A 24,044-nucleotide genomic window follows, 5' to 3' on the forward strand; every position below is an offset into this window, starting at 1 on the left:
GTCAATACTTTATGAATTCATTAGGCTATCTGTAATGATATTTGAAGAATATGTAAAATTATTAGAGTCATTCAAACAAAACCAGATTTCTAAGGTACTGGAACAAATTGACACTAAAATTTTTGAAATTCTCTACAGCAAGCATGTTAGTCCTCGAATAATTCCTTATTTTCCTCGCTACGAACTTTGTTTCATGTCCGATGAAACCGTATTAGAACCCGGAAAGTTATATATTAGAGAACTCAAAGGAAAAATTGCTTATTCAGTTCTCACTCCAGACAACCAAACCATCAAAGATGCTGTTTTGGAAGAACTGGATGCGCCATCCCCTCTTAAATACACCATCGCTCCCATGAGCAGGGTGGTAAAACCGCAAGCAGGTTTTTTTTATGTCCGCATGGTTGCAACGGGTCTTGAATATACGGTCATAGACCCCACTGGTAAATTAATAGTTGATGTAATTAAAAAAGAAGAATTAAAAATTAATTTAGGCTCAAATTTTACCCCTAAAGATCTAGAGCCTTTTATGCCTGAAATTCTTAACATTACATCAAAAAGAAATCATACGCTTCCTTTTACCCTGGATACTTTAAGAGCGCGAGTACTGTCAGCGACTTCGAGAAGAGGCCATACGAAGTGGGCTCCCTTGACTAATTATTCTCTTGATCCGGATAATATTTCCCAAATTAAGAAACTAATCAACGCTCTTCATTATGGACGCCTGACTTTTTTAGATTTGGAAAATATCGATGTCAGAGACGTAAAACGAAGTTTTACGGATCTGAAATTACTCTACGGTAAAACAGTAGATCTGGCTTATGAAGCCAGTTACTTACTCACTCATTTAGATGTTGACCTAAGAGATATGTTTCAGGAAGAACTTTCAATTATTCTGCCTTTATTCAGTCAAATACAAGTTTTTGCAGAAAAATATGCTCACGAGAACAAATCAATCGTAAAAGCACTCGATCCCTTGCCGTTAGCGTACAAAGCAGGGACCGTGGCAGGAATTGCTGTAGATCAAATGCGTCCAGCCGGGGGGGATGTAGATTATAACTTCCTTGCTCAATTCAGTGCAGTGTTGCCGAGCTATATCGATACATTAACCAACTACATAAAACAATTTTCCTCTGAAATTAAAGAATCCGAAGAAAAACTAAATAAAGAAAAACTGGACGAATTACAAAATGCAGCACTTAATCTATTAAATGAGATTGAAAATTTAAAGGGAAACAGCATCTTTGTTTCACTTAAATTTTTAAATTACATTCATATCATTCGCAATGTAATTACTTTATCTATGAGCTCGTTAGAACAAATAGGCGAACTCAGTGAATCTTCCCAAGACGTTCTGCGTGATAAATTAGCCCAACTTAAATACAACGTATTACCTGGTTTATTTAGTTTGGTTGATAAAATTGAAGACAATACCATGCTTAAGCCAGGAACTTTGTCTGTTCCTTTAATGGAAAAAGTCAAAGTTCTTTATGAACAACTTCTTTATCTCCCTAAGAAAGCAATTGATTTTAAAACCAAAGGAGAAGAGTTACTTGAGATAGAAGATTATCGATTTATCGAATTAAGATTGGAAATGGTCTATAAAAGGATTGATAAAGCCAACAAAGCCTTATACAAAATTCAAAAAGCCCAGGATGCCTGTAAGAGTTTTTTTGAACTGCTAAATAATCCTGCTTATCAAAACCTTCGTTTATACCAACTCCCTCCTGAGGTAAAGCAAGTCCTTATAAAACACTATAAGCTTCTTAAACCTTATATGAATCAACTCGATATTGATTTAAATGAACTCATAATCTCGAAACTCACAGGACCTGAAAAAGAAGAGTGGTCCTCATATATAGGAAAGCCTTTACGTTTTGTAAGAAGACAACTTCCAGCAGACCATGTAAGTTTTGTTTTGGCAAAAAAAGACGCGTTGACCGATTTAATTACTAAAGATGAAAACAGCCAACTCTTTCATATTAATTTAAATAAAGACTTAGTTGATTCAGTACTTAAGAAAGCGAATTTAGCTTTATTCCCTTTTAGAGAAAAAACAAATGTATATTCTCTCGATGAATCAATACCATTACAGGTCGAACAAGAAAAGGATAAGAAATCCAGGCTCTCAAAAGCAGAGTTTCAACGAGTCCAGGATGCTTATTTGCGTTTTGCACACATCATTAAACAACAAATAAAAGCAAAGCCTGAATGCTATGAAAAAACTCTAGATTTAAGCTTATTAAATGATAACTTAAAAGCAGAATGCCAACAGTTATTTAAAGTATTTCAACCTTACTTAACTTCAATCATTCTGCCTGAATTTAATGACACAGAAAAAAAGAAAGTATTTCAACCTTATTTAAGTTCAATTATCACTTCTGAAGTTAAACGATCGGCAAAAAATCTTGACCGCTATTTAACGGCTTTATTTGCAAAACAGCCAGTCAAAGATATTCCATCTACGGAACTTTTTCTAGGACTCGATAAAAATATTCAAACCTTCTTCGATCATATTAATTTCGAATGGTTCAACAAAAATGAGTTTCAAAAAATCCTGACAGCATACTCTCGTTTTGCTCAGATAATAAAAAAACAGATCGAGGAAAAACCACAACTTTACGGTAATAACTTATTATTAACAAGCCTGGATGAGAGCGATAAAGAGCAGTGTCGGGAGTTATATGCAATCTTCCAACCGTTTTTCAAATTTGCCATTCCACCACATCTTCGAGAATCCGCTCAAAGTTTTGAGAATTTCTTAACTGCTTTACTAGCAAATAAACCCGTAGAAATTTTAGAAGCTCCCCCTCCGTCTTTATTTCTACAATTAGACAAGCACGTCCAAGATGTTTTTGCTAAATGGCAAGATAAAAATCAATTATATTATGATTTTGCAAAAGGAAGATTTCTTGAAGAAAAAGAATCAACCGCTCTGAGGAGCAAACGTGCTGAAGATGAAAAACTGCATTTTAAAACTGTTGATGGCGATAATTTACTGCAAAATCCTGAGCAACTCAGTGCGGACCAGGCGCTTGAAGTCTATCAATGGTATCGAAATAAGCACACCAAATTCCTGGTAGTTCAAAATGCTTATATTCAATTTATCACTCTGCTTAGAAAAGAAATCCGTACGAAGCCACAGATTAAAGGAAATATGTTACTCCTAAATCGTCTTGATCCCAAAGTAATCGATCAATGCCGTAATTTATATAACATTTTCCAACCCTTCTTTATTTGTGCCGCACCTCCTGAAATGAAAAAGGACGTTCTTAAGTTTGATAAGTATTTGATTGCAATCTTATCGAATAAAAAGGTCGCTATGAAGAAAGCACCATCTGTTAGAATGTTCTTGGATTTCGATATGCAATTTCAAGAATTCTTTGCAGGAATCACTAATAAATGGAACCAAAAAACCCAATGGTTTTATAATTTAGCACAGAAAAAATTTACTCTCGAAAACAATATAGCAGAACTTAAACCTGCCCCCAAAACAGGTAGAGAACACTACGTCATTCAGCATACTAACTACTCCAAGTGCATTCATGAATTTAGACTATCCCTGCTTGGGGTAACTCAAATATTTAATACAGCAATGCGAGATGCATTAACCCCTCATACTTCCGAAAAATCAAAACCGAAGGTCATGGATATTTCCCCCACCGGGATATTGAATCAAGCGATGGAAACTGTTTTTCCCCCTTCTTCATTGCCCTTTCCGGAGATGGAGGATAAAAACAAGAGATTAGCTCAAAGCCGACAAGTTTGTGCTTTAAAAGACATATTTAACAGTTTATTCCATTTAGAAGGAATTGTTCTTGAATTAGAAAAATTAAATAATCAAAGTGCTAAAAGCCGGTATGTTTATTATTTATTAAAAGCTTACCGCCATCTCAACGAAATCATTAAGTCATCCAAGCGATTAGCTGCTGATCCGCATTTAGGATTTATAGCTCGTGATTTACTTGCTAAAGCACAAGATCTTTATGCAACGTTCCAAGAGCACTCTGATGCCTACCAGGTTAATCCCGAGCAGGTACCCTATGGGTCAACAACTGTACAATACAATCCCCTCTGGTATGTTTTAAATGCCTTTTATATTAGCCCAAAGCATATTCGTGCTTTAAAAAATACCAATTTCTTAACCACCGAAGAACTTAATGAACTTCATCTACGAGCCAGAAAAGCAACTTCATTTATAGAAGGTCTCATCAATAATTCCAACTCATATTTTAAACTGTTCCTGCAAACTCCTCGTATGATTTACCTGTACCAGGAACTTACTACCAAACTCAATGAATTTACCAGTACTTCTCACGATGGAATTATGGATAATCTAGAGAAGATACAATCTACAGTAATTACCCCAATGCTTCTTGAAGCAGATCTTTGGGAAGACCAATTAGGACTCGCTCCAGGAACACTATCAGGTCCATTAAGACAAATTACTAATGAATTCTTTAAGGGCCTGTTACATCCAATGGATTTAAAATCCAAAACACGTATAGCTTTAGTGTGTGATGAAGAACCGCTGAACCAAAGGACTAACATAACAAGAAAAAAGATCACCAACGTAACAAAATTTCTTAAAAAAATAGATAAAGAATACCAAGATATAGAAAACCTATATCATTGGTACCGTGTAGTTACTGCCACATTCGAAGCCTTTGATCTGAATGCGCCATACATTTCTAAAGAAGATTTGGATAAAGCAAAAATTGAGTTGCATGCTGCTTATAAAAAAGCACTCCCAAAACTGACCAAACTAAAGTTGGATAAGAAGGTTGAAATTGAGCCAAGCCAATATCCAGAAGATCATAAAATTGATGAACTATGTAATTTCGGACTAAAAGCTTATGACCCTCATTTTACCGAAGTCGAGGCGTTAATTGTTGCAAGCCATCATTATTATCTAGGTCTAAAAGCAACACATCAAATGCGATTGGATACCTTAAATGAGAAATTAATTTATCTTCAGAGTTTAGTTCCAATCCAGAAAGATGAGAAACTGACTTTTATTGAACAATATACTACAGAAACGTTTAATAAAAACCTAGAAGCGATGTGCAACGATCAGATTGGCTTACAATATACTGATACGGAATACAGGGAAGAACTGAAAGCTTATTTACTTAAACTAAAAACCGAAATCATTACTCAGTCAAAAACTGCTGAAGATATTGAGCTAAGCATCAAAAAATTGTTGCGAACTGAAATCAATAAATTTGAGAAAAAGTACTGTGTGGACTATTATCAGCTTGATGAAGTACTCGTGGCTTTGGCTCAATTTAAAATTTATTTCAAAGAGTCCCGGATTGCGATTAAAAAGGGTAACTCTTTATTTGAAAGTAAAGAGACTTTAAATCAAAAATCAAAACGTATTAATGATTTAAATAAAATCGCTACGAATACCAACTTAGAAATTCCTGAGCGTTTACGACAAATAAGTTCTCAAGTAGTTAAAGATCCTAATTTTGAACGAGTTATCCTGTCCCATCAACATGCTAATACCTTTAGTTTTACCTACTTAAAAATGTGTCTGATCTCACTTTTGGAAGCATTACATTTATATACTCCAACCCGACAGAAACTTCTTAACCAGATCAATGATGCTGTAAAAAGGCCTCCTGAAATCGCAGAATTGACTAAGCGTTTTGGGTTATTTTCTTCATCACAAACCACTAAAGAAATTGAAGCAAAACGATATGAAGCACCCGCTATGCCAGTTAACCCTCCCTAATCTCACTTGCAAATTACTTTTTTACTGGAATCATCATCCTAAAGATTCTTCCTCATCTAAATGTTCAACTGAAACTTTTTTTGAATGATCCTCTGCCAACCAAAGATACATTGAAGGAACCACAAAAAGAGTAAACAAAGTACCAATGGATATACCCATTGCGATAACTAAACCAATGTTATATCGGCTTGCAGCACCAGCACCTGTAGCAAAAATTAAAGGAATGACTCCCAAAACCATGGCCGAGGTGGTCATTAGGATAGGACGCAAACGTATTGTCGCAGCCGCTTTAATCGCATCTAATTTTCTTTGTCCATTGGCTTGTAAATCATTGGCAAATTGTACAATTAAAATTCCATGCTTACTGATAAGGCCAATTAAGGTAACCAAACCCACTTCGCTATAAATATTAAGGCTCGCTTCCCCTATTCCTAAACTCACAAAAATCATCGCCCCACATATCGACATGGGCACACTAATCAAAACAATAAATGGATCACGGAAACTTTCAAATAAAGCGGCTAATGATAAAAAGATAATAATAAGCGCGAAGAAAAAAGTGATGATCAGATTAGATCCTTCTTGAATAAATTGTCGTGATTGAGATGCATAATCTATGTAATATCCCTGCGGTAAAACCTCTTTGGCAATATTTACAAAAGTTTCCAATGCCTTACCCATTGATACACCGGGAAAAGCCACGGCTGAAATTGTTGCTGAATTGAGTTGTTGGAAATGATTTAACGATTCAGGGACAATTTGACGTTGCAAACTGGCCACAGTAGAGAGCGGGATTGAGTCTCCTGAGGCAGTTTTAATATAATAATTTAATATTTGATCCGCATTTAAACGATTGTCCCTCATCACTTGTGGAATCACTTGATAGGAACGGCCTGTATAATTAAAATAGTTTATATATCCCTCACTGAGCGCCGCCCCGAACACATTCCCAATGTCTTGCATGGTTAAACCAAACTGGGAAATTTTATCGCGATCTAATTTAATCTTTGTTTGAAGTTGATCGATTTTAAGATCCGGATTAATGTAAGCAAAAATACCTGAAGCATAAGCTTTCTCCAAAATTTGTTGTAGAACCTCGTTTAACTTATCGAAGCTTTCAGTCGTATTTATAACAAATTGAATTGGAAGTCCGCTTCCTCCCCCTGGTAATGAAGGAAGTTGAAATGCAGCCACTTTAGCACCGGTAATTTTATCGAGCTCTTGTTGTACTAATGGCTGTATCTGATTTGATGTTCGTTGACGTTGTTCCCAAGGTTTCAAAACCATCCCAATAATGGAGGTATTTAGACCTTGAAATCCATCGACTTGAAAAACATGATCCGTTTCAGGATATTTTTTAAAAATTTCATTTACCGCATTGGCATAAAGCTGTGTTTGGGCTAACGATGAATTGGCCGAAGCCGTAACCTGAGCAATGATAATTCCCAAATCTTCTTGTGGCGCCAACTCAGAATCCGAAGTAATAAAAAGAAAATAATTACTGAAAAGAATGATCACTGCAAAGACAATAACTACTGGAAGATGATTTAATGTGGCTGATAAAAATCGCTCATAAGATTTCTCAAGTTTTCTGAAGAGATTATCAATGTAAGTCATCAAGCGCCCTTTAGTATTCCCGTCTCCTATTTTAAGAAATTTAGAACACATCATTGGAGATAAAGTTAATGCAATTACAGCAGAAATAGTAACTGCGCCTGCCAGTGAAAACGCAAACTCTGTGAATAAAGCGCCTGTCAACCCACCCATAAATCCTACCGGCAAATAAACTGCAATTAAAACTACTGTAATTGCAATAATTGGATTTGCTAATTCTCGTGCTCCCAATAAAGCCGCCTTATACCTTGTTTTTCCTTCCTCGATATGACGTTGCACGTTTTCTACCACAATAATCGCATCATCAACTACCAAGCCTATTGCAAGTACTAAAGCTAATAAAGTGAGCAGGTTAATTGAATACCCCAGAATGAGCATAATCCAAAAGGCACCAATTAGGGATAAGGGAATAGTAACCATTGGAATTACAACGGACCGAATCGAACCAAGAAAGATAAAAATAACCACAGTGACGATAAAAAATGCTTCTAATAAAGACAAGATGACTTCATGGATAGAGGAATTAACGAATAAACTTGCATCGTATACGATTTTTCCTTGTAATCCTTGTGGTAATTGCTCCTGAATTATCGGAAATACTTTTTTAATATCATCAATTACGGTTAAAAGGTTTGCTGAGGGTGCCACCACGATACCAATGTATACTGCTGTCCTCCCATCAAAGCTGACCGACGAATTATAATTTTGTGCCCCTAGGTCCACTTTGGCCACATCTTCCAAACGAATGATTGCTCCATTTTGAGCTTTAATCACCATCTTCTTGAATTGATTGACATCATTTAAATCAGTACTCGCAGTTAGGTTTTGAACGAACATTTGGCCATCAGTTCGACCTACTGCGGAAATAAAATCATTATTAGCAAGAGCCGTACCGACTTCAGCAGCAGAAATGCCATAGCCGGCCAACTTTACCGGATCCAGCCAGGCACGCAAAGCAAAAGTTTGATCCCCCAGAATTGCTGCATTTTGTACGCCATTAACTGCCTGGAGTTTAGGTTGCACCACACGAATTAAATAATCGGTAATTTTATTGATTGGTAATTCATCACTGTAAAACCCTATATACATAGAATCAATGGTTTGCCCCACCGACACAGTAATCACTGGTTGCTGTGAATTTTTAGGAAGCTGATTCAATACTGCATTCACTTTGGTAGTGATATCGGACAACGCTTTTAGAGGGTCATAATTCAATAAAAGATTTACTGTAATCGTGCTGGTGCTCGGAGAACTAACAGAGGTCATATAATCAATACCATTAGCTTGGGCAATAGAGTTCTCTAATGGAGTAGTGATAAAACCAGCAATCACATCAGGGTCAGCTCCAGTATAGGCTGTAGTTACCGTGACAATGGCATTTTGGGTAAATGGATACTGCATAATAGGCAATGAATTAATAGAGCGTAAGCCCATTGCTAAAAGCATCAAACTGATCACTGTAGCCAGTACAGGTCTTTTAATAAAAATATCCGTAAACCGCATTCTTACAATCCTTAGATTATTTTTCTTCTCTTAGTTCATCGTTCGTCTGGTTGAACGTAAGCTAGATAACTCATTATTTTTTATTCCCGTTATTTTTCACGCACCTTTGGGGATGCTTCATTACTTGGCTGTATTTTATTGTTTATGATGATTTGGCTGCCGTTCTTAAGCTTTAATTGGCCACTGGTCACAACAACATCTCCTGGATGTAACCCTTTTAAAATGGCAATCTGATCCCCTCGGGTGTCTCCCACAGTCACGAAAATTTGTTTTACAACAAGAATTGGTTGATTATTTTTGTCTTTTTTACCACTGTCTTTGACCAGAAACACAATATCCCCATAAGGATTAAAGGTAATCGCCGATTGCGGTAAGGTGAGATAGTTTTGTTTTTCACCGGTGAGAACCTCGACTCGAGTAAACATACCCGGTTTCAATTTCAAATCAGGATTAGGGAGTGTCGCCTCTACCCGAACATTCCGCGTAGCACTATCTACAATAGGCTCGATGGTAGTAATTTTTCCTTGGAAAATTTTATCCGGAAATGTATCAGTCACCACTTTGACTGTTTGTCCAACTTCTAATTTCCCTAAGACTTGTTGGGGTAAATAAAAATCCACATAAATTGGATCTAAGGACTGCAGTGTAGTTACTGCATCCCCTACATTAAGATATTGTCCTGGGTTTATGTTATTAATACCTAATTGACCAGAAAAAGGAGCACGTATTGTCTTTTTTTCCACTGTAGCGGTTTGTTGTGCAACTTGTGCCTGTAAATTCTTCAGATTCCACTCGTCAGCATCTACGGTTTGTTTACTTACTGCATGCACATTATATTGAGCCTTATCGCGTTTATAGGTAATTTTTGCCAATTCAACTTGTGCCTGTAATGAGTGCAATAATCCCAGTTCAGTACCCGCATTCAATTGTACCAAAACTGTGCCTTCTTTGACCGTTGACCCTGGAGTGAAATAAATCGTTTGTACCATACCTGCAAGTTCTGTAGTGACATTCACACCAAGACGAGCTCGTATACTTCCCACTGCCTTCAAGGCGGGCTGCCACAATGAGGGCTCAACTTTCATCGTAGACACTGTAACTGGAGGGGATTTCATTTGCAGAAAAAATTGATTTCTCATGTAATTACCAAACGCCTTCCAGCCAAAAATCAGCCCAAAAAGAACCCCCACGGAAATCAACATAATGATCATTTGTTTTTTCAAAAAAAATTCTTTCATCATAGACACTCTTTGACACACCAAGGTTTATGCCACCAGCCCCCACCTAAAGCCTGGAATAAGGCGGCTGTATCACTATAACGCACAGCCTGGGCTTGAATACGACTAATCCGCGTCTGTTGGTACTGCTGTTGTGCGTTTAATAGATTAATGTAACTAACGCCACCTAAACGATATTGTTTTAAAGTAAGATTTAAAGCGGCGCGCGCTGCATTTTCAGCCTTTATCTGTGCTTGTAAAGTACGCGCATCAGTTTCTATCCCTCTTAAAACATCCGCTACATTTTGAAAAGCTTGTAATATCGTTTGTTTGTACTGGGCTGCAGTTTGTTGATACGCAGCAATTGCGGAACGTCGTTGCGCCCATAAAGCGCCACCATGAAACAGGGGTTGCATTACCTGGCCCGTTAGAGCCCAGACCTCATTTTTTTTAGTAAAAAGACGTGAAAATGAGGTATTAAGCCATCCCTCATTAGCGCTAATGGTAAATTGCGGGAATAGATTGGCTGTTGCCACTCCAATTTGAGCACAAGCTTGATGGAGTAATGCTTCAGAGGCACGCACATCAGGACGCTGACGAACAAGATTTGAAGGCAAGCTTACAGGCAACTCTGTAGGTAATTTTAAACGGTCCAACCGAACCATGGGTAAAGTAACCTCTGGGAAAGTGCCTACGAGGGTAGATAAAGCATGTTTGGCCTGGGATAAGCTTTTTTGGAGTGGGGGCAAAGTTGCTTTTGTTTGTTCCAGTAATGTTTCTTGGGTCAATACATTTTCTCTGGAAACAGCACCTAAACGATACTGGTTATTTAAAACATTAAGAAGCCCCTGTTCTGCTTTGATCAAATCAACTGTTGCTTCAATTTGTGCTTGGTAGGATGCAACTGCTACTGCAGTGGTAACGATATTAGAAGTCAGGGTCAAATAAGTAGCAATTACTTGAAATTGCTGGTAATCAACCTGAGCTTTTAATGCTTCAATTTGACGACGGGCCCCCCCAAAAACATCTAGGGTGTAGGATAAATTAAATGAAGTATAAACCAGATTAAACGTAAGACTGTCACCTGGAATACCAATTTGCACCCCCGAATATCGCTGCCTTTGTACCATCTGAGATGCATCTATTGACGGCCACATTGAATTGCCAATTTGAACTTTAAGATTTTCCTGGGCTTCCCGCAAAGCTGCTGAAGCGGAAGCTAAATTGGGACTATTCGTTAGTCCCATATGAATTAAATGATTAATCTCAGGTGAATGATAAAGTTCCCACCATAGAATAGGAATATCTTTATTGGTAAGAAATGTTTGTGCTTGGCCCCCTGCACCAGAAGTACTTACAGTTTTTTTGGGTAAGGGCTTTTCGGTATATTTTTGGACCTTTGGTGGTTTTGGTGTATGAAAATTAGGACCAACCATACAAGAAGTTTGCAATACTGTACTTAATGAAATCAGTATAAAAACTTTTATATGTCGTCTCAAATCAAACACTAACCACAATCCTTTGCCAAGCATCCAATGAATATTTATTAATTTATCATGGATCCGTGTGGGTTGACAGTTTTAGTGAATAGAATTGCTAATTCATTTGAATAAAAAATAATCATAACGTATAATGTGAGTCACTTTATTGGTCTCTCTTCAAAATCCCATAAGTGGAGTAATGAAGGAATTAAAATATGCCTGCTGTAAAAATCACAGGGATGGGATGTTATTTACCCAGAAACAAAGTTCTTTCTACAGAATTAGATGTACAACTTAATTTACCCCCAGGTAGTGTACAAAAAAAATCGGGGCTAATTTCGCGGTACTTTGCTTCACCCGATGAGACAACTTCTTATATGGGAGCACAAGCAGCATTAATTGCCATCGAGCAAGCAAATATTCCATTAACCGATATTGATGCCATCATCAGTGCCTGCGGCGTAGGTGAACAAGCAATTCCTTGTACTGCAGCATTAATCCAAAAACAATTGGGATTAGAGCAATCTGGAACAGCCTGTTTTGATGTAAATAGTACGTGTTTAAGTTTTATTAGTGCTCTTGATATCGCATCGTATTTAATCGAGGGGGATCGATACAAACGTATTCTAATTATTTCTAGTGATATTGCTTCGGCAGGGTTGAATTGGCAAGATATGGAAACCTGTACCATTTTCGGCGATGGCGCCGCTGCCTGTGTTCTTGAAAAAAGCAATGGAACTAATCGAATCCTCTCATCACATCTTGAAACGCATAGTCTTGGTTCTACGTTTTGTCAATTAGAGGCCGGGGGAACGCGTTTACCTGCTAAAAATCCCCTCCAGCATATCGAACAAAGTCTATTTTATATGGAAGGTAAAAAAGTATTTAAATTAGCTTCCAAATTATTAGAAAATCTCATGGAAAATCTTTTTAAAAAAACCAATCTTAATATGAATGATATTGATTGGTTTGTCCCGCACCAGGCAAGTCTGCTCGCGATGCATCACGTGCAGAAAAGATTAAACATTCCCCCTGAAAAATTCGTTTCTATTTATCCCTATCATGGAAATCAAATTGCAGCATCCATACCAACTGCACTATATTCTTTAATACATAGCAAAAAATTACAGCGTGGGCAATTAGTGTTACTAATGGGGACTGGAGCAGGCCTAGCAGCTGGCGGGATCATCTTGGAGTACTAATATGGTTTGTGTTGTGACAGGAGCAACGGGCTGTCTCGGGTTGAATTTGACTCAACGATTGATTCAAGATGGGCATGAGGTAATTGCCTTAGGACGCAATGAGCGGCTTGGCAAAATCATTGCGCAATCTGGTGCCCAATTTATAACGGTCGATTTGCTTAATCGAGAAAAGTTAAAAAAAATAACCCAAAATGCTTGCACTATTTTTCATTGTGCGGCTCTTTCTAGTCCCTGGGGTCGTTACAAAGATTTTTATAATGCCAATGTGTTAGGCACGCAACATATAATTGAAGCAACGTCCCCAAATACGCGGTTAGTTCATGTTTCATCGCCCAGTATTTATTTTAATTTCACAGAACAACATAATATTAAAGAAGATGCACCCTTACCTACAAAACCAGCCAACTATTATATACAAACCAAATTACTGGCTGAAGCGCTCATAGATAAGGCCTTTCAAGAAAAAAGGCTTAATGTGATTACGATACGTCCACGTGCAATTTTTGGTCCTTATGATCGTTCCATTTTACCGCGTATCCTTCAAAACGAAAAAAAAGGGGTCCTGCCTATTATTGGAAAGGGAACCAATGTGATTGACATTACTTATGTTGAAAATGTGGTAGAAAGTTTGATTTTAGCTGCACAAGCAAAGCAGCAATTTTGCGGTAACAAATATAATATAACTAATGATGAACCGCGAACGTTAATAACCATTTTATCTGAACTCTTTAGAGCTTTACAAAAGCCATTCATACCCAAATTTATCCCTTACCCTATTGCAAAAATATATGCTACATGTATGGAACAACTCTATAGTTTACCCTTTATTCAAAATGAACCACGTTTAACTCGATACAGTGCAGCTGTTTTATGTATGGGACAAACATTAAATATTGAAGCCGCCCAAAAGGACTTAGGTTATCACGCCAAGATTACCATTAATCAAGGAATTGAGCATTTTACAGAGTGGTATCAAAGATTATGATAGAGTATCAATTATTTGAAGTTGGTTTTTGCAAACATTGTGCGCGAATGACCTTAAAGAATGCTCCTTGGAAACTAAAGGAATACCCTGCTTTATGTGCTCTAATCAAACATCCAACACAAGGGTATATTTTATTCGATACGGGGTACAGTGACCGATTTTACAAATTAACCCAAAAATTTCCTTTTTCCCTTTACAGACATTTAACGCCAGTACGATTAAAAAAATCACTGAAGGAACAATTAGCGGAAAATAATATCAATGCTTCAGAGATTAAAGGGATTGTGATCTCACATTTCCATGCAGACCATATTGGTGGGTTAATAGATTTTCCAAATGCACAATTTTTTTGTCATCCTGATGCAATAAACGATATCCATCATAAAAAAGGGATAAAAGCATTAATACAGGGATTCTTACCTGGATTACTACCTAAAGACTTTTATGAACGTCTGGTTTTATTAAAAGACGAGGTCGAGCTGCATCCTGGCTTATTACCCTTCACAACTGGATTTGATCTCTTTAATGATGAACAGCTCATTGCCATCCCCTTACCCGGACATGCTAAGGGACAAATAGGTTTATACCTTAAAGCAACGCAAGAAACTTTTTTTATTGCAGACAGTTGTTGGCATCAAGAAACCTTTAAAGAATTGATTTTTCCAAGTAATCTTACTTACTTAATCCACGATAATAAGGAAGCATACCAACAAACCATCCATAAATTACACCAACTTTTTAAAAATAATAATGGAATGGATATAATTCCTTCTCATTGTCCGCACCTACGCGAGCGCCTTGCAGGGAATCTAACATGATACTTAGGCTTTTATATTATTATTTTAAGACCCACTCTCTGCGAAAGCGATTTAAATTACGAGCCCAACTGTTGGCTTATCAGCAAAAGCAATTTAAAAAGCTCATTAAAACAACCTTATATAAATCTCCTTTTTATCAACCCTATTTGGATAAACCTTTTAATGAATGGCCCATCATTAATAAAAAAATAATGATGGAGCATTTTGATGAAATAAATACAAGGAATATAAAGAAAGACCAAGCATTGGCATTGGCTTTAAACGCAGAAACTACTCGGGATTTTTCTCTCTTAATCGATGGTGTTGCCGTTGGACTTTCTTCTGGGACTTCAGGAAATCGCGGTTTATTTCTTGTCGATAAAAAAGAGAGGGATGCCTGGGCGGGTATTCTATTGGCTAAGGCCTTGCCCCAAGGCTTAAAAAGAAAGGAGCGCATTGCTTTTTTTCTTAGGGCAAATAGTAAACTCTATACTACCCTCAGCAAGAGCAAAAAGATTCAATTTCATTTTTTTGATTTACTCGAAAATTTCGAAACTCATATCGATCGTCTAAATGAAATACAACCTACCATAGTATCAGCACCCAGCTCCGTATTACTGGCTTTAGTAAAGGAAAAACAACATTTATCCATTACCCCTGAAAAAATATTTGCTGTAGCTGAAGTTTTGGAACAACGTGATGAAGCACTTATCAGTAGTGCTTTTAATTGCCAGGTCTCGCAAGTCTATCAGTGCACCGAAGGATTATTGGCCATTAGTGACAAAAATAGTAATCATTTATTGATGAATGAAGAATATTTAATTATTGAAAAAGAATGGTTGGATGAAAAACGCTTTGTACCGGTAATTACGGATTTAATGCGAACCACTCAACCCATTATTCGCTATCGTTTAGATGACGTACTTATTGAAGAGCAATCAAATGGTGTATTTACCCGGTTAGCAAGTATTGAAGGCCGAGAAGGTGATATTTGTTATGCTACCCAGAAGGATAAAGTATTCCCCCTCTTTGCCGATATCATCCGCCAGAAAATGGCATCTTTTGCTTTTGATTTCGAAGATTACACCATCCAACAACAAGCTTTAGATCAATTTACAATTCAAATCACCCCTGATTTATCCGATAAGGAGGCATTAATCCGTCATCTAAATGAACTATTTCATTCGCAAAATTATGATATTCCTAAATGGCAATGGCAGCCGTTTATAAAAAAAGAGCTTGGTTCGAAAAACCGTAGAATCCAAGCACTACCTGAAATCCTATCCTTTCTATAACGCCTCATAGAAAAAGTTCTCCAAGGATTAAACTTCAGAATTGCTCCGTAAAATGATGCTTTTTAAAACAGGTAGAACTCCCCCGAGGGGGAGTCGAAAGAAATTATCGTGCTGCTCTTTGGATATCTTTACCCACATGGGATACGTCTTTGCCAAAACCATGAACAGTACCACAAGAACTTAATGCTCCAAGTGTTGCAAGACAAACGCCAATTATCATTATTTTTTTCAGAATGTTCATCTTTTTCCCCCTATTTTTATTTTTAATATGATTTCTTCTGTTTATTATTTTAGACCATATTTTTAGAACTTAGAAATTAATCAATGATTTTTAACTGATAATATACTTAATGTTTTTTTTAAAAATATTGATGCAGTATTTGATTCTTTGCCAGTGAAAAGATATAAATTGTGCTTTATTTTACCCCATTAATTGCGCTCATTTTGAATGATCTCACTCCAGATCGACTAGCGAGCGCATCGGGCCTTGTCAACTTTTGTCGAATTTTGGCAGTAGTTTCGGCACCTCCATCAGTGTCACTTTATGGAATCATAGAGAGGCATTGCATCAAAGCCATTTGGTAGAGCAGATTTGCATATAATCCTTTAGTAAACCAATCACTCGATCAGCTTCATTCATTGGGAATATCGGGACTCAAGGCATTCGGGGTTCTGTATGCTTCGATCATCAATCAAGCCTTTATGCTTGCATTTTCAGACTGGCAGCCTGGATTTTCATATTCCTGCTGGCCATGATTTGGTTTGCTCAGCCAACCTATTTACGCTCGCCAGCAAGAATTGCAGCAGAGTGATTGTTTTTGAGCCAATACTTCCCTATAATCGCCATCGGCTCTAAATAATAAATAATAAAAAAGGTGTTCTGAAATGAAAAAATGGATTCTACTGGCAACAACCAGCTTAATGATGATGAATGCTCATGCAGATAAATCTTGGTGTGGATATAAAGATTATTTCCGTTTAAGCGATACGTCCCATCCTGGTATCTATGTGGTTAGCGGGTTTAATGATGCTGATGTGATGCTTCATATAATTGGACCACGTAGTTTTGAGATTTTAGACAGCTTTGCCTGTCGTTCTGGTTATGCTCATGTTACTGTTGCTTATGACTCAGATAATTGGTGTGTTCTTGATATTAAAGACGGTCCATTAATGAATCATCCAGTTGTTAATGCTTCTTGTAATGGAATTCGCTATATTGATACTGTATACGATGGCATGGGCAGTTACTCATATACTATTAATCTTGATTAATTATTAATCTTGAAGAGGTAGGAAAGAGCCTAACGTTATATAAGTCTGTGGGCTCTTTTCCTTTATCCAAGTTTCAATATACCACTTGCTTCATACCGTTCTATCTTATTTTTTCTTGCCCATATCTATAGACCAACCCCCGCCTAAGGCTTTAATCAACTGAATACTTGCAATTTGACGGCGAGTGTGGATATTAACTAATGCAAGTTTTGATTGTAGTGCAGTATTTTCAGCCACCACAACTTGCAGGAACGTAACCAACCCTCCTTTGTATCGGTATACTTCTTGATCCCAAGCACGTTTTGCTGCACGGGATGCGACTTTTTGACTTCGATATTCCTGATCGAGCTGGTGAATCGCAATCAGATTATCTTCCACTTCTTGGAATGCAGTTAACACAGTTTGCCGATAAGTAGCAACTGTCTCAAAATACTGGGCTTTGGCTTGATTTAATAACCCCCGTAATCGACCCCCATCAAAAATAGTTACTTGTGCTACAGGCTGCGTTAAAGTCAATAAACTCAACGGCCCTAGGGACCAAAAAAGACTAGGTTTTGAAATAAGATTTGCAAGACTTTTGCTTTGGAAACCCATACTACCAGTTAGGTCAATCACTGGGAAAAAAGCAGCTCGGGCAACACCAATTTTTGCATTTGCCGCTTGGACTCGTGCTTCAGCAGCAACAATATCAGGTCTTCTCTCTAGAAGGGTTGAAGGGATATTAGGAGCAATTTCCAAAAAAATCTTAGGGGATGGAGCTGGTGGCAAAGAAAAATTACTCGGTATTTCCCCAATCAATACTGCGATGGCATGTTCAAGTTGAGCTCGCTGTAATCGCATGTCTGCTGCCATGGTTTTTGCATTTTCAAGTTGGGTTTCTGCTTCATCCACATCAGGTATGGGTGCAGCACCACCTCGATAACGGTTTTTCGTTAAATAAAGAGCTTTTTGATATGCAATAACGGTAGTATCCAAGATACGCTGTGCCTCATCACTCCCTCTTAACGCAAAATAGTTATTCGCAAGTTCTGCTTGTAAACTCAAACGAACAGAAGCGGCATCAGCCGCACTTGCCGTGGCATTACGTTCACTTGCAATGACCGAATTACGAACACTACCCCATGCGTCAAGCTCATAAGAAAGGAACCCCCCCACTAAAAATTGGTTAAATACAGGAGTAGATACTGGATTCGCTACCGTTCGTGAATTTTGCTGGCGATCCGCATTGAATAATCCCTGGAGAGTGGGGAAAAAATATGACCGCGCTACTTGGACCAATGAAATTGCTTCTTGAAAGTGAGCATAGGCCAATTTTAAATTCTGGTTGGCTACATTCAGTTGGCTTTCTAAATTATTTAAAACAGGATCATTAAAGGCTTGCCACCAAGCCTCGGGAGATACAATTTCAGGTGTCGATTTAATTTCAACCCATTTTCCTGGCTCCTTAAAATGTTCAGGCATAGGCATCATGGGGCGATGGTATGTTGGAGCGAAAGAACAACCCACTAATGCAAAAATAAGTGCACCAGCACCAAACAATTTTTTCATGAAACAACTCGCACAGATTCACCATTCCTAATGGCATCAGGAGGATTAAGCACAACTCGATCACCTGGCAATACTCCTGTAGCAATTTCAACTGTTGCGCCGAAATCTCGTCGAAGCGTAACTGATTTTAAGACAATTTTATTATCTTTATTCAAAGTCGCAACTTGTAATCCTTGAGCCTGAAACAGCAAAGTATTGACAGGAAGGATCACCGTTTTCGGAGGAATATCTAAAGTAAACCAAACTTCAGTATACCCACCTGGCAATAATTCCTTATTTTTATTGGGTGAAATAAATTGAGCAAGCAAAGTACGCGTATTAGGATCAATGGCTTGCGCTGTTTCAAACAATTTGGCGGAAAAGACTTGCTTCGGGTGCTCTGCAAAATGGAGATCTACCGTCATATTAGGTTTAATTCGTGAAGAGTAATACTGAGGAATTTTGACATAAATTCTCAATGGACTTGTTTGGGCAATACGAAATAGAGGTTTCGCTGTTGAACTGCTCCCAGCGTTTATTAAATCACCAATATCGGTAGCACGATCCGTGATAACCCCATCAAAAGGAGCGATTACACGTTCAAAACCGACTAATTCTTGTAATCGTTGCAAATTAGCTTTAGCAGCAAACATCGCAGCCTCTAAGGCCGCAGCTGTACTTACTTTTTCATCAGTCTCTTGTTGAGATACAGATTCTGTTTTTACTAAATGAAGCCAACGTTTTGCTGTAATCTGGGCCAATTGATTGTTTGCTATTGCAGTCTTCAAATCGGCCCTCGCTTGACGTTCCTGCGCATCAAGCTCTGGTGTTTCAATGACTGCAAGCAAATCACCTTTTTTAACGTGACTGCCAATATCTACATACCATTTTTTTATATAACCATTAGTTCGTGCATAAATAGGTGACTCGTGCCAAGCTTGAACATTACCGGGTAAAATAATTTTATCAACCCCCTTTTCTTGTTGGGCTGTCATCACTCGTACTACAGGAACCGCATCCGCAAGAGTCTCATTACGTAAATGAATTGCTGCATAAATACGTAAAACTATTATCACTGAAAGGATGAATAAAAAAACAGTTATTGCGATAATAAGCCGTCTATGTTTATGGTCCTGTACATATGATCGAATGGATTTAAGCATGATCCTTCCTTTGCTTTTTCTTCTTGCTTTCGTGAATCACATAAAAAACCGCGGGAACAAAAAAGAGAGTAGCCATCGTTGCAAAAGACAACCCCCCAATTACGGCCCGTCCTAGTGGAGCATTCTGCTCCCCTCCATCTCCCAAGCCCAAAGCCATGGGAAACATACCAATAATCATCGCCAATGCAGTCATCATTACAGGCCGTAAACGCGTCTGTCCTGCCTCAAGCGCTGCCTTCATGGGATCATTTTCTGTGGCAAGATGATCGCGGGCAAAACTAATAATAAGGATACTATTTGCTGTTGCCACCCCCATACACATAATGGCTCCTGTTAGTGCAGGCACACTCAAAGCGGTATGAGTGATGAATAACATCCAAGCAATTCCTGCAATCGCAGCAGGCAAGGCAGTAATAATAATAAAAGGATCAACCCATGATTGAAAGTTAATAACAATCAACAAATAAACCAACAAAATCGAAAAAGCTAAACCCCAATACAAACCATTAAATGCATGCTCCTTAGTATCAATCTGGCCACGAATCGCTACCGAAGATCCTCTCGGCAGTTCGTCTTGCGTATCATGAATAATTTTCTGAATGTCTTTAGTTATTGATCCTAAATCTCTATCTTGGATTGAAGCAAAAATATCAATCACTGGCTGAACATTATAATGCGACTCAACAACAGAGGTCCAAGTACGTTTCAATTTGGCAAAAGAACCTAAAATTTGCAGCTGACTGGGCAGAGTTAAACTGCCAATCGGGATATTAAGTAAATCATTTAATGAAGTCATGACATATTGGGGGGCTTGCGTAACAATCGGATAAGAAACTCCGTTTTTAGGATCCAACCAAAATGTGGGTGTCGTTTGAAAACTACCTGATAAGGTCACTAATAAATCGGAAGCGATATTGAGTTGAGTAAATCCAAGTTCACTGGCCAAACTCCGATCAACCTTCACAAAAAACTCAGGATAATTATTAGATTGTCTTATTCGCACATCAGTGAGACCGGGAACTCGCTTTAACTGATTCATCAAATTATTGGCATGCCGAGCATTGGCCTCTTTTTTTAAGCCAATGACCTGGATATTAATTGGTGATGGCAAACCAAAATTGATAATTTGGTTTACAATATCCGCCGGTAAAAATGCGAACGTCACTGCTGGAAAATGGTCTCTTAAAACCGATCTTAATTGATGAACGTACTCTGAACTAGGTCGATGTCCATCCTTCAGGGAGATTAAAATATCCGCATCTTCTGGGCCATTCGTTGCTGAATTACTGTACGATAAATTAATACCACTCACAGGTAAACCAATATTATCAACAATACTGCCAAGATCCTTGGGCGGTATTACCTTTCGAATTACGGTATCAATGTTATCGACAATTCGTGCTGTCTCCTCTACCCTAGTTCCCGTTGGAGCACTAATATGTAATTTAATTTGTCCCGCGTCGACATCAGGAAAGAAATTCGAACCCAACCATGGCCACAGCAATACAATTGAGATGACAACAAAACCTAAAAAATAAAAAATAAAAACTTTAGCATTGTTCAATACCCAAGATAATGATTTGAAATATTGGGCGCGCAATCGTGCAAATTGTTCTTCAAAAGATTGGTGTAAGCGCGCAAAACGTCCTTTATCTTGCTCTTCACCTATCAATTCGTGTTTATGCAACCAGTATTTTGCCAAAGTAGCAACCAGTGTACGGGATAAAATATAAGACATGAGCATGGCAAAAATTACTGCTTCAGCTAAAGGAACAAATAGATATTGGGCAACGCCTCCCAAATAAAACATAGGAACAAACACGATACAAATACATAAGGTTGATACCAACGCAGGTATCGCAATCTGTTTCGCGCCATCAAGAATTGCTTGTTCCACTTCTTTACCCTGCTCCAAATTCCAGTTAATGTTTTCAATAGCAACCGTAGCATCGTCAACTAAAATGCCCACCGCCAGTGCCAAACCACCTAAGGTCATAATATTGATTGTCTCTCCCAAAGCAGAAAGGATAGTAATCGATGCAATGATAGATAAAGGAATGGACAAAGTAATTATAAGCGTACTCCGTAAACTCCCAAGAAAAAGTAAAATCATAAGTCCAGTTAGAGCAGCTGCAATCACACCCTCCGTAATAACCCCACGAATCGCCGCGGTAACAAAGATTGATTGATCCGCAAATTTGGACAAGTTAAGCCCTTCCGGAAGCATGTTCTTAACTTTTGGTAATAAATCTTTAACCCGATTCACAATATCTAAAGTAGAAGCATTACCGGTTTTTTGGATTGACATCATAACCGCCCTTTTCCCATCCACTCGTACGATATTAGTTTGTGGGGCAAATCCATCACGCACATGAGCTACATCACGGATGTATAAAACTCGTCCAGGAGTGGATTTAACTGGCACATCATTTAATTCAACTGCTGAACGGGGGCTACCATTCAACTTAACAATATATTCATACTCTCCTATTTTTTGGGTACCTGCGGGGATAATGAGGTTTTGAGAAAGAATTGCATTATTAATTTCTTGTGCAGAAATACCATAGGTTTGCATTGCTTGCAGATCTAAATCGACCTGGATTTGACGTATTTTGCCTCCATAGGGATACGGCAGTGCAGCTCCTTGTACGGTTGCGAGTTGAGTACGAAGAAAGTTATTGGCCAAATCATTTAATTTTTGTTCTGGGATGGTTGCACTTGATAATACCAGTTGTAAAACAGGAACTGTTGAAGCTTTATAGCTTAATACTAATGGAGGTAAAGTTCCGGGTGGTAAACTTCGGAGCATCGTTTGTGCAATTGCTGTGACTTGGCTTAAAGCCAAGTCAACATTTACATTGGGTTGAAAGAATAATTTGATCACACTAACACCAATTAACGACGAAGATTCAATGTGTTCAATATCATTCACTGTGGTAGTAACTGCTCGCTCAAAGACACTCGCAATACGATTCCCCATTTCATCAGGAGGCAAGCCTGCGTAATTCCATACAACGCTCACAACGGGAATATTAATGTCAGGAAAAATATCTGTAGGCGTACGCATTATCGCTAGAGGCCCAATAATAAGAAGCATTAGAGCCATTACAATAAACGTGTAAGGTCGCGAAAGTGCAATCCATACAATCCACATAAACATCCATATTAACGATTCGAAGTAAACCATTATATCAATGAAATCCATTAAATTTTAAGAATAAACTCAAGTTTTATTCCGGGATTAGGTATCCGGTGATTTAATTCATATCATTGACAAATTAGATATCTAAAGTTTGGTTAGGGGATTGTTTAAATTGAACTTATTAAATGAGTTATTACTTGTTTAATTAAAATCAAATTCCTGACCACAACGGATAAACCCTAAAAAACCATGAGATTGGGCATCAGGTAGAGGGCCATCATTGTAATGATATAACCAACTTTTGGCTTTAATTTCAGGATCTAATGTAACAAGCTGCTTAAAATGAGCATGTACTCCGCTTGGGGTCTCCAAGGTTTCACAATCATGAAAAATTAGAGTTGCCTCACGATAATAGGGCTCGAAACGTTCTGGGGTAAACCGTGCATCTGTAGTAATAAAGTATTTTTTTTCTTTATAACTAATACTCAAACCATAACTTGGCATTAATTCTTTATTGGAATAAATATGAAGGGTTTGCACTGGGTTGAGTGCTAATCCTTCCCAATTAAAAGGGTGACCAGTACGAACCGCTTGGACTGAAAAATAATCGCTTAAAGTCGCTTCTTTATCATCAAGGGTTTTCAACCCACCACTTAGACTAGTATTCCATAATAGATCTACTAATTGTTCATGAATAATTAAATGAGGCATCCCCTTGGGTGAGGAAGCAAATTTTCGTTGAAAGGCGAACCATTCAATTCCACCTATGTGATCGGCATGTAAATGGCTTATATACAGTGCATCAATATCTTGAGATTGGTATCCTGCTTTAGTTAAAGAAAAACGAATATCTGTACCACAATCTATCAGGAGTTTTTTCCCACTATCTGTTAGAAGTAGCATATTTGATTGAAAATTTCCGAAATCCGTTCCTATACCGCTACCGGCTCCTAAAAATAACAATTTCATTAATAATCCTTGAACAATTTAAGGATCAAGTCTGACTCGTCCTAAGAATTCCCTAATAAAACAGACCTCTCTTCTATAAAGAATAGCATTTAAAATAAGTTATTAGAAATGCCTCCTTTATTATATAAATAAGCTATTCT

14 protein-coding genes are annotated in these 24,044 nt (G+C 37.8%); 6 read left to right on the forward strand and 8 right to left on the reverse strand.

Translation table 11 applies throughout. From position 1 onward, the window contains the following. Nucleotides 1–34: 34 nt before the first annotated feature. On the forward strand, nt 35–5,737 hold the full coding sequence (locus HBNCFIEN_RS13610) for an SdhA (protein WP_182391612.1): 5,703 nt from the start codon (nt 35–37) through the stop codon (nt 5,735–5,737). 33 nt (nt 5,738–5,770) lie between these two features. Here the strand turns inward: HBNCFIEN_RS13610 and HBNCFIEN_RS13615 are convergent, their stop codons facing one another. From HBNCFIEN_RS13615 to HBNCFIEN_RS13625, 3 genes are all read right to left on the reverse strand, one after another. Further along, nucleotides 5,771–8,854: an efflux RND transporter permease subunit gene (locus HBNCFIEN_RS13615; RefSeq protein WP_182391613.1), complete on the reverse strand. Its 3,084-nt coding sequence runs from the start codon at nt 8,852–8,854 to the stop codon at nt 5,771–5,773. Between the two features lie 89 nt (nt 8,855–8,943). Further along, nucleotides 8,944–10,092, reverse strand: coding sequence for an efflux RND transporter periplasmic adaptor subunit (locus tag HBNCFIEN_RS13620; protein WP_182393708.1), 1,149 nt, complete (start codon nt 10,090–10,092; stop codon nt 8,944–8,946). Continuing rightward, entirely contained in the window at nt 10,092–11,579 is a 1,488-nt protein-coding gene (locus tag HBNCFIEN_RS13625) for an efflux transporter outer membrane subunit (protein WP_182391614.1), read from the reverse strand. The genes HBNCFIEN_RS13620 and HBNCFIEN_RS13625 overlap by 1 nt, the downstream gene beginning before the upstream one ends. A gap of 188 nt (nt 11,580–11,767) precedes the next feature. Between HBNCFIEN_RS13625 and HBNCFIEN_RS13630 the strand changes: the two genes are divergently transcribed. From HBNCFIEN_RS13630 to HBNCFIEN_RS13645, 4 genes are read left to right on the forward strand one after another with little or no spacing between them, the layout of a single operon-like run. Beyond that, on the forward strand, nt 11,768–12,754 hold the full coding sequence (locus HBNCFIEN_RS13630) for a beta-ketoacyl-ACP synthase III (protein ID WP_182391615.1): 987 nt from the start codon (nt 11,768–11,770) through the stop codon (nt 12,752–12,754). Between the two features lies 1 nt (nt 12,755). Next, a complete protein-coding gene (locus HBNCFIEN_RS13635) occupies nt 12,756–13,739 on the forward strand; it encodes an NAD(P)-dependent oxidoreductase (protein WP_182391616.1) in 984 nt (327 codons plus the stop codon). Further along, nucleotides 13,736–14,557: an MBL fold metallo-hydrolase gene (locus HBNCFIEN_RS13640; RefSeq protein ID WP_182391617.1), complete on the forward strand. Its 822-nt coding sequence runs from the start codon at nt 13,736–13,738 to the stop codon at nt 14,555–14,557. Before HBNCFIEN_RS13635 ends, HBNCFIEN_RS13640 begins: the two co-directional genes overlap by 4 nt. Then, nucleotides 14,554–15,831, forward strand: a complete 1,278-nt coding sequence (locus HBNCFIEN_RS13645; RefSeq protein ID WP_182391618.1) for a F390 synthetase-related protein — start codon at nt 14,554–14,556, stop codon at nt 15,829–15,831. Before HBNCFIEN_RS13640 ends, HBNCFIEN_RS13645 begins: the two co-directional genes overlap by 4 nt. 103 nt (nt 15,832–15,934) lie before the next feature. On the opposite strand, the gene HBNCFIEN_RS13650 is transcribed toward HBNCFIEN_RS13645, so the two are convergent. Beyond that, nucleotides 15,935–16,072 carry an entericidin A/B family lipoprotein gene (locus tag HBNCFIEN_RS13650; protein WP_182391619.1) on the reverse strand — a complete coding sequence of 46 codons (138 nt, stop codon included), beginning with the start codon at nt 16,070–16,072 and terminating at the stop codon, nt 15,935–15,937. Nucleotides 16,073–16,716: 644 nt separating this feature from the next. Between HBNCFIEN_RS13650 and HBNCFIEN_RS13655 the strand changes: the two genes are divergently transcribed. After that, nucleotides 16,717–17,103, forward strand: a complete 387-nt coding sequence (locus HBNCFIEN_RS13655) for a hypothetical protein (RefSeq protein WP_182391620.1) — start codon at nt 16,717–16,719, stop codon at nt 17,101–17,103. Between the two features lie 105 nt (nt 17,104–17,208). Here the strand turns inward: HBNCFIEN_RS13655 and HBNCFIEN_RS13660 are convergent, their stop codons facing one another. The 4 genes from HBNCFIEN_RS13660 to HBNCFIEN_RS13675 form a co-directional block, all read right to left on the reverse strand. Beyond that, nucleotides 17,209–18,651 (reverse strand): efflux transporter outer membrane subunit, encoded by a 1,443-nt coding sequence (locus tag HBNCFIEN_RS13660; RefSeq protein WP_182391621.1) that lies wholly within the window; start codon nt 18,649–18,651, stop codon nt 17,209–17,211. Continuing rightward, nucleotides 18,648–19,793, reverse strand: a complete 1,146-nt coding sequence (locus tag HBNCFIEN_RS13665; RefSeq protein WP_182391622.1) for an efflux RND transporter periplasmic adaptor subunit — start codon at nt 19,791–19,793, stop codon at nt 18,648–18,650. The genes HBNCFIEN_RS13660 and HBNCFIEN_RS13665 overlap by 4 nt, the downstream gene beginning before the upstream one ends. Further along, nucleotides 19,786–22,947, reverse strand: coding sequence for an efflux RND transporter permease subunit (locus tag HBNCFIEN_RS13670; protein ID WP_182391623.1), 3,162 nt, complete (start codon nt 22,945–22,947; stop codon nt 19,786–19,788). Before HBNCFIEN_RS13670 ends, HBNCFIEN_RS13665 begins: the two co-directional genes overlap by 8 nt. Nucleotides 22,948–23,136: 189 nt before the next feature. Then, nucleotides 23,137–23,904 (reverse strand): MBL fold metallo-hydrolase, encoded by a 768-nt coding sequence (locus tag HBNCFIEN_RS13675; protein ID WP_182391624.1) that lies wholly within the window; start codon nt 23,902–23,904, stop codon nt 23,137–23,139. Nucleotides 23,905–24,044: the final 140 nt, after the last annotated feature.

The sequence above is a fragment of the Legionella sp. PC997 genome, from assembly GCF_014109825.1.
Classification (GTDB): Bacteria; Pseudomonadota; Gammaproteobacteria; order Legionellales; family Legionellaceae; genus Legionella.